This window comes from Brevibacillus sp. NRRL NRS-603 (assembly GCF_003013445.1).
Lineage (GTDB): Bacteria > Bacillota > Bacilli > Brevibacillales > Brevibacillaceae > Brevibacillus > Brevibacillus formosus.
Window position 1 is genome coordinate 1 of sequence record NZ_PXZN01000078.1, and the last position, 7,766, is coordinate 7,766.

At 47.6% G+C, this 7,766-nt stretch carries 6 protein-coding genes; 4 read left to right on the forward strand and 2 right to left on the reverse strand.

The window, feature by feature from the left end:
• The first annotated feature begins 230 nt into the window (after positions 1–230).
• Positions 231–1,115 (forward strand): NAD(P)-dependent oxidoreductase, encoded by an 885-nt coding sequence (locus C7R94_RS27945; protein ID WP_106785832.1) that lies wholly within the window; start codon positions 231–233, stop codon positions 1,113–1,115.
• A 49-nt stretch (positions 1,116–1,164) separates the two neighbouring features.
• Here C7R94_RS27945 and C7R94_RS27950 read toward each other — a convergent pair whose 3' ends face one another.
• Complete coding sequence (locus tag C7R94_RS27950) at positions 1,165–2,226, reverse strand: AI-2E family transporter (protein ID WP_106785833.1); 1,062 nt, start codon at positions 2,224–2,226, stop codon at positions 1,165–1,167.
• A 201-nt stretch (positions 2,227–2,427) separates the two neighbouring features.
• On the opposite strand from C7R94_RS27950, the gene C7R94_RS27955 reads away from it, so the two are divergent.
• Positions 2,428–5,340: a WG repeat-containing protein gene (locus tag C7R94_RS27955; RefSeq protein ID WP_106785834.1), complete on the forward strand. Its 2,913-nt coding sequence runs from the start codon at positions 2,428–2,430 to the stop codon at positions 5,338–5,340.
• A gap of 50 nt (positions 5,341–5,390) precedes the next feature.
• Here the strand turns inward: C7R94_RS27955 and C7R94_RS27960 are convergent, their stop codons facing one another.
• On the reverse strand, positions 5,391–5,573 hold the full coding sequence (locus tag C7R94_RS27960; protein WP_047074121.1) for a hypothetical protein: 183 nt from the start codon (positions 5,571–5,573) through the stop codon (positions 5,391–5,393).
• Between the two features lie 37 nt (positions 5,574–5,610).
• Here C7R94_RS27960 and C7R94_RS27965 point away from each other — a divergent pair, with 37 nt between their 5' ends.
• Positions 5,611–6,108: a GNAT family N-acetyltransferase gene (locus C7R94_RS27965; protein WP_106785835.1), complete on the forward strand. Its 498-nt coding sequence runs from the start codon at positions 5,611–5,613 to the stop codon at positions 6,106–6,108.
• Between the two features lie 17 nt (positions 6,109–6,125).
• Positions 6,126–7,733, forward strand: coding sequence for a peptide ABC transporter substrate-binding protein (locus C7R94_RS27970; RefSeq protein ID WP_106785836.1), 1,608 nt, complete (start codon positions 6,126–6,128; stop codon positions 7,731–7,733).
• The last annotated feature ends 33 nt before the right edge of the window (positions 7,734–7,766 follow it).

Here is a 7,766-nt window from a genome sequence, read left to right on the forward strand (position 1 = left end):
GAAATCTGGTTTGACGATGTACTCATTCGAAAAGACGGAAGGTTTGTGCATGAGGCGCTGCTAGGGCTGAATCCGGAGCAATTGATTTTATAGAGGGGGGCGATAATGCCCTCCTCCTTTATTTGAGTCATCATGCCGATTCCTTTACACAAAGCAGGAATATTCGGATAGATTCGAGAAGTACAATTGTCGAGATAATTAGGATAGAGAGAAACGAAGGAGTGGTTCACATGACTTTGCCTGTAAGTGAAACAATTATTGGATTTGTAGGAACGGGTGTCATGGGGAAAAGCATGGCAAACCATTTTCTGCAAGCGGGATATACAGTGCTGGTGTACACGCGTACAAAGGAAAAAGCGTCAGATTTGCTGGCAGCCGGTGCGATCTGGAAGGAGCATGTCAGTGAGCTGGCAAAAGAGGCAAACGTCATCATTACGATGGTCGGCTACCCATCTGATGTCGAGGAAGTGTATCTTAGCGCGGATGGAATTGTGGCAAATGCGAAGCCAGGCACTTATTTGATCGATATGACGACATCGAAACCGTCGCTGGCGAAACATATTTATGAGGAAGCCAAAAAGCACGAGCTGTATTCCCTGGATGCGCCTGTCTCCGGTGGAGATGTAGGGGCACGGGAAGCGCGACTGACCATCATGGTTGGCGGCGATCAGGAAGTATTTGATGCGATGGAGCCAGTGTTCACGATCATGGGGACCAACGTCGTGTTGCAGGGTGGACCAGGGGCAGGTCAGCATACCAAAATGTGCAACCAGATTTGCATTGCGACGAACATGATCGGTGTGTGCGAAGCGATCGCGTATGCGAAAAAAGCAGGTCTGGACCCGGAAAAAGTGCTGACGAGCATTGGAGCGGGTGCCGCAGGCAGCTGGTCGCTGTCGAATCTGGCGCCGCGCATGATCGCGGGCAACTTCGCACCTGGCTTTTACGTCAAACATTTTATCAAGGACATGGGTATCGCATTAGAAGCAGCGGAGGAAATGGGGCTGATGACGCCAGGACTCGCACTCTCCAAATCGCTTTATGAAGAACTGGCAGCTAACGGCGAGGCAGATAGCGGCACGCAAGCTTTGATCAAATGGTTTGAAGGCAAGTAAAACCAAAAAGGAGCCCTTTTACAGAGGGCTCCTTCTTTATTTCCATTCGTCACGTGTTGACTTGTACATCTCGCTTATCTTTTGGAACGGATCGGTTTTTGGAAGGGGGGTGTTCCATTTTCTTCACTTCGAAGATGTCCAGCAAGAAAACAAAGGACGGAATCCCGACAATCAGTCCCCATACCCCAAAGAAATGCTCGGAAAAGATCAGAACGACAAATGTGTAGAAAATCGGCAAGTGAGTCTTCGTTGCCATCAAGCGAGGATTCAGCACATAGGCTTCAAGCGCGTGAATCACCATGATGAAAATGAGCAAATAGACGACAGTTGCGATACCACCGACGCTATAGGCGATGGCACTGAGCGGAATCAATGAAATGGCGACACCTGCAACCGGAATGAGTCCCAGGATGAAGACCATGATCGCAAGTCCCAATAGATTCGGAAAGCCCATGATCCATAGACCGATGACGGTGAAGGTCGTGTTGAATAAGGCGATCAACAGCTGTGTTTCGATTACTTTGCCAAAGGTCAGGATGAATTTTTGGCTGAAGTAGGCGATTTCGTTGTACAGCCAGGATAATTTGCTCGTCCGAAATTGAGCGGTAAACGTAACGACATTGTCTTTTCCGAGCAGGAAAAACAGGCTCAAAATAATCGCTAGAAAGACATTGAACCCAACGTTTCTGACCACTGCGAGAAAATCAAGGCTGCCTTGTACGATGCCCTTCATATCGAGCTTCCCAACAATAGACATAAGATAAGGAGCAAACTCATTGTGCTGATTTTGGTGGTACACTTGCTCGATGACATGGAACAATTGTCCGGTTTGGTGAATAAGCGCCGGAATGGCTTTCATCCCACCTACAACCAGAAAGAAGGTCAGCAACATATAGAGAAAAATGAGAATCAGCTTGGGATGGATCGGCACGACTTTATGAGTGAGCCGCGTGAGGTATTGATGCAGCCGATTCATTAAATAAGTAACTAAAAAGGTAAGCAAAACCATGTTCAGCATACTTCCCAAGGAGTAAAGCAACAAACAAAACAACGCTAAAATCCCAAATCGTCTTACATCCGGCTTTTGCAAGGCGGCAGCAAAGAAATTCATGGGAACATCCTTTCCAAGTGCTCTTTTCAGCACTCCCATCCGTATACGATGATTATACTGCGTCGGTGTGAACAATTATAGCACGCTTAAAAGCGAATGGACGGAAAGAAAAGGTTCCAGTTGCTTGAAAAGTGTAGCGAAACTAGTTCACCCTACGAAGCGTCAAAGGAAGGGAACGTTGCCATAGGAGGCTAGTCACCAATGAACATAAAAACGAAAACCATGAGTTTGGTTACTGCGGTCATACTCGGGGCAAGTGCGTGGACTTCTTCTGTCCATGCTGCTACGTTTTCCCAGATTCAGCCGTATTTAACAGACTACAAGATCGGCTTTACGGATGGTAACAAGCTGGTTACTCAGGCGATTTATGATGAATTTCAGATAACTTCTTCAGGCATGATCGTTACAAAGGGCGGTAAAAAAGGAATTATCGACCCGCGAACCGGGAAGGAAATAACCCCTACAATTTGGGATAATATCGACATTCCCGATTCCAAAAATATCGCGATTGTTCAAAAAGGCGGCTGGTTTCAGTATATCGATTTGAAGACGCACAAGCTGTCGACCATGAAATTTGCTGGGGCGCATCCGTATTATTCGTCCGCAGAGCAAGGGACGGCAATTATGCTGCTGGGAAAATCATCGATGCTGCTCAATGGGGATGGCAAAGTCCTCGTTCCTCCATTTGCGGGAAAGCTGACGATGGTGCAACTCGTTGCTCCTGGTCAGACGGAAAATAAAGAGGCGGAGAAAAAGCGATATTTCGTCGCGACCACGCCCAAAGAGCTTATCATGTACGATTCTGCGTCCGGCAAAAAGCTGTTTGCACTGGCAAAGGCAGAACTGATTCCGAACGAAGGTGGTCCAGACACCGCGTATCTTAAGGTTCGATCTGGTGGAAAAGAAGGCTTGCTTGATCGCAATGGAAAGTACGTACTGGAGCCCAAATACAACGCGATTTATATATGGAATAATGGGTACTTTCAGGTGATTGGGCCAAAAGGACAAGGGTTGTGGAAAGACGGACGGATGCTGGCAGAGCCCATATATAAAGAAGTGGGGATCGAACACCAAAATCCGGACGTGTACTACACCGTAACTGGAGATGTAGCCACGTATCATTCCGTTGCCAAAGGCACAGCACATCCATTCAAAAAAGGTGCCCAATTTTTACATGGGAGCTATGTGCTGGGACAGGACCCTAAGACGAATCTGTACGGAGTCGCCCAGGTTGGAGGAGGAACGGTCATACCGTTCACTTATTCTTCGGTAGAAGGTCCGCCAGCTGCACGCTTGCTCGTCCGTAGCGACGGAAAAAAAGCAATCCTCCCTGGCTGGAATAAAGAAGTCAAAGAGCCTGATTTTTGGTTCGACTCGTATGTGACATTGGGCAGCTACAGCATGCTCAGCATTAAGGACGGAAACAAAATCGGACTTTATTCTGAAAATGAAGGCTTGGTTTTGGCTCCTGCTGAGAATCGAGTCATTCGCTATGAGGAAGTAACGGGGCAGGTGTTGGTGACTGAGCCGGATGGAAAAGTGCAGCGATACAACTTCAGCGGGAAACCACAAGAAGCTGGCAATCCAAAACCGTTGTCCGATGATTTGACGACAGAGTATCAGCCGGGAAAAGGCGTTATGATCGTGGACCGCAAGACAAAACAACCAATCAGCAAGCACTACCAATCTGTTTACTTGGATTCCGATACCAAGCTGATTGTTGCAATGGATCGTGATTGGACCGATTTGTATACGCCAGAGGGCAAGCTGCTGACTACAGAGAACAAAGTCGGGATGTGGAAGGGTGGCAACGACAGATCGCCAATCACCTTGATCAAAGTGGCTGACTCCGTATACACCATGAGTGTAAGACCGGATGTCGTGGGAATGTCAATGAGCAAGACCGATGGCGGGCAGCTTCAGGTCGTCAGCGAAGCTATTTATCGCGATATAACCGAAAGAATGCTACAAGATCACAAAATCGCGATAGCGACACGTGCAGACGGCACCTTTGATATATGGGCACCAGAAGGAAATCAGCTCGTAAATAAGCTCACGGGCGTGAACGGTTATGTAGCAGAGGCCGATTTCAACAAGCTGCTCGTTCAAACGAGTGCAGGGTGGGGCGTATACTCTCCAGAGCTGCAGCGCTCGAGCACAGGGGATTATCAGTCCTTGAAGTTTTTGATTTTACCGGATCGCAAGCAGAGTGCCATCGTTTATCAGGATAAAAAGACGGGATTATTTGGACTGCTGTCTATGGATGGCAAGGTGCTGACCAGTGCCAAATTTGAGACGATTATGCCGGTTGACCAGTTATTTCTGCAATTGTGGAGCACTTCTGCCAGCCAGCCTCCTTATGTGTTCACGACAAAAGACCAATTTGGCTATCTCGGGCATGGCGGGCAAGAGCTGTTTGCCACCCGATTCCTGACGAAAAAGCCAGTAGTCACCTATCGGCCGATCTCCTTCCAGTCATTTTCTGCCTACTCAGAGTTGATGCGACAACGCCCGCTAGAGCTGATCGATTTCGGCAAACCGTATAGCTGGCCAGCTGGCGGCAACAGCGAGAGCCATTTTTTTGCCAATCTGGCGCTTTATTTGAATCTGCCGAAGGATGCAGGCAAGCAGGCGGTACTTTCAGAACTGGTGTCCAAGGGTATCATCAAAGCCGATGAGAATCGTTCTGTCATGAGCGACGAAGATATGTTCCGAGTGGCTTATTTCATGGCGACGGGCAAAACTAGTCAAGCGATGACGACGCCACAGGTATTGGAATGGGCACAAAAGCGGGGAATTGTACCGTTTCGAGAGGGAATGAGCCACTACATGACGATGAATTTGTACGCGGAGTATCAGCACATCTTGATGACAGAGCTCATGCGTTCCCTGAAAGGAAAAAAAGTGCTCAAGCCAAAGGTGTTAACGACGGCTTCACTCAGTGACGCACAACAGCAAATGCTCACAACAGCACTGAACGTGAACGGCAAGCCGGCCAATCAACTGCCAGTGCCGTTCCCACAAGCTGAGTGGCAAAAAGCCATTCAAGTCTTGGTCAACCAGTACAACAAGCAAGCAGCTCAATTGCTTGCGGCCTATGAAGCGAAGCTGTGAGTAGATCAACGTACAGGCGCGGGTGTTCATCCTGCGCCTTTTTCGTGCTATTAAAAAAACGGCCAATATTTTACAATTAACCAATAGAAGGCAGCGTGAACACAAGCCGTGACGGCCAAGGACACAATGAACGAGACAAACGAAATCTGATCGAGCTTGTAAGCGACAAAGAAAAATATCGTAAAGGCAATAAAGGCGATAAACGTGCCTTCTTCTAAATAAGCAACTGCCATATTCATTCCACCTCGAGTTAAGAAAGGATACGTACCCATGATGATTGCTGTCGAAAAATTAAGCATACAGGATGCAGCCAGCTTGTTTCAATTTGAACTGCGCAATCGCGCCTTTTTTGAAAAATCGGTTCCCAGTCGGGGAGACGCTTACTACCAATATGACCATTTTTTACGAGGTCTGCAAGCCTTGCTCGACGAGCAGGCGCAAGGAATCTCGTTTTTTGGCCTCATCAAAAACAGCCAGGGTGACATCTTGGGCAGAATGAATTTGGTAGACATCGAGAAAGACGAAGGAATCGGACATCTGGGCTATCGCGTCGGGGAAGATACCGCTGGAAAAGGAGTGGCTTCACAGGCACTGAAGCTCTTTTTGGAGGAGCATGTTCCCCACTTGAATGTCAGAATGATCTGTGCCAAAACAACAACGGATAACATCTCCTCGCAAAAAGTGTTGCTGAAAAATGGATTCGAGCCCTATGACATGGAGTCGGAAACACCGGATGATTTTCTGCACTATCGCTTGTACATTGTATAAGGAAAAGGGGAATTGAGATGAAACGTCAAGGTAAGATGATTGCAAATATGCTAGTGGCGATAGGGATGCTGGCTTCATCAGTAGGATATGCTTCGGCGAACGAAGGTAAAGTCCAAGAAGTGAGCACTACACCCGTTCATAAGGTTTTGCGGTTGAACCTGATTGATCAGCCAGGTCAATTGGACCCCGTTATGGCTGAGGATGAAGCGATGTTTTCTGTGATGCAGACGATGTTTGATGGGTTGGTCCGGTTAGGTCCGGATGGAAAAGTTCAGCCATCAATCGCCCAGAAAATTGACGTATCGAATGACATGAAAACATATACGTTTCATTTACGTGAGGCGAAGTGGAGTAATGGCGATCCGGTCACTGCCCATGACTTCGAATATGCGTGGAAGCGTGCGCTAGACCCGAAAACAGATAGTACCTACTCCTATCTACTCTATTCCATCAAAAACGCGGAGCAAGCCAACATAGGCAATATGAAGCTGGACGAGGTAGGAGTAAAAGCCATCGATGCCAAGACTTTGCGCGTGGAGTTGGAGCAGCCTACACCATATTTTACAGAGGTAACGGCCGCACCGATTTTTTATCCGGTGAACAAAAAGCTCGATGAGAAAAACCCGGGGTGGTTTCGAGAAGCTGCGACACATGTCGGGAACGGACCTTTCAAATTAGTTGCCGTAGATAAAGAGAAAATCACGGTGGTCAAAAACGACCTGTACTGGGATAAAGCGGCTGTGAAGCTGGACAAGCTGGAATTTACCGTCATTCAGGATGAGAATACACAGCTGTATATGTTCGATCATGACGAGTCCGACTGGGCAGGCGCTCCGTTTGGTTTTTTGCCAATCGATGCGTTGCCTGCATTGGAGTACGATGAAATATTGCAAACCAGACCAATAGCTGGTGTTTACTGGTACAAGTTCAACACAAAGCAGGCTCCGTTTACCAACGCAAAAATTCGCAAGGCGTTTGTTTACGCGATCAATCGTCAGGCGCTGGACAATGGCGCACAAATACCAGCTACAGGTGCCTTGCCCCCGACGATGACGCTGAAAAAGGAAGGCTACTTCAAGGACAACGATCAGGAAACGGCGAAAAAGCTGCTGGCTGAAGGCATGAAGGAATTAGGAATTACGAAGCTACCACCAATCACACTTTCCTTTAAAATTTCTGAGAATTATCGTCTGACAGCGGAAACCATTCAAAAGCAGTGGAAGCAAACACTCGGCGTAGATGTAACGCTCAATGAGCGAGAGTGGAAAGTGTACCTAGAAGAAATGAACAACGGAGACTATCAGATCGGGCGGAGTAGCTGGATTAGTGATTTCAATTATGATCCTGTCGGCTTTCTGGAGCTGTTTAAGGACAAGGATGGATTCAACAACAAAACCGGATGGGAAAACAAAAAGTACCAAGAACTCTTGAACCAATCTGCGACCGAAAAAGATACTGAGAAGCGCAAGCAACTGTTGGCGCAAGCAGAAGCGATCCTCATGGAGGAGATGCCAGTTGCTCCGATTTACTATTTCACTGATCACTGGGTACAAAATGAGAAGCTCAAAAATGTCGTGATTGATAGCATCGGTGTCGTAGATTTCAAGTGGGCGTCCAAAGAATAGGATAGAAACAGCCAAAAGTCCCCTGCCTGTGAA

Bases quoted from the DNA above. Each gene is read 5' to 3' on its own strand.
- C7R94_RS27955 (WP_106785834.1), top strand. From the start codon at position 2,428: ATGAACATAAAAACGAAAACCATGAGTTTGGTTACTGCGGTCATACTC.
- C7R94_RS27965 (WP_106785835.1), top strand. From the start codon at position 5,611: ATGATGATTGCTGTCGAAAAATTAAGCATACAGGATGCAGCCAGCTTG.
- C7R94_RS27950 (WP_106785833.1), bottom strand. From the start codon at position 2,226: ATGAATTTCTTTGCTGCCGCCTTGCAAAAGCCGGATGTAAGACGATTT.
- C7R94_RS27945 (WP_106785832.1), top strand. From the start codon at position 231: ATGACTTTGCCTGTAAGTGAAACAATTATTGGATTTGTAGGAACGGGT.
- C7R94_RS27970 (WP_106785836.1), top strand. From the start codon at position 6,126: ATGAAACGTCAAGGTAAGATGATTGCAAATATGCTAGTGGCGATAGGG.
- C7R94_RS27960 (WP_047074121.1), bottom strand. From the start codon at position 5,573: ATGGCAGTTGCTTATTTAGAAGAAGGCACGTTTATCGCCTTTATTGCC.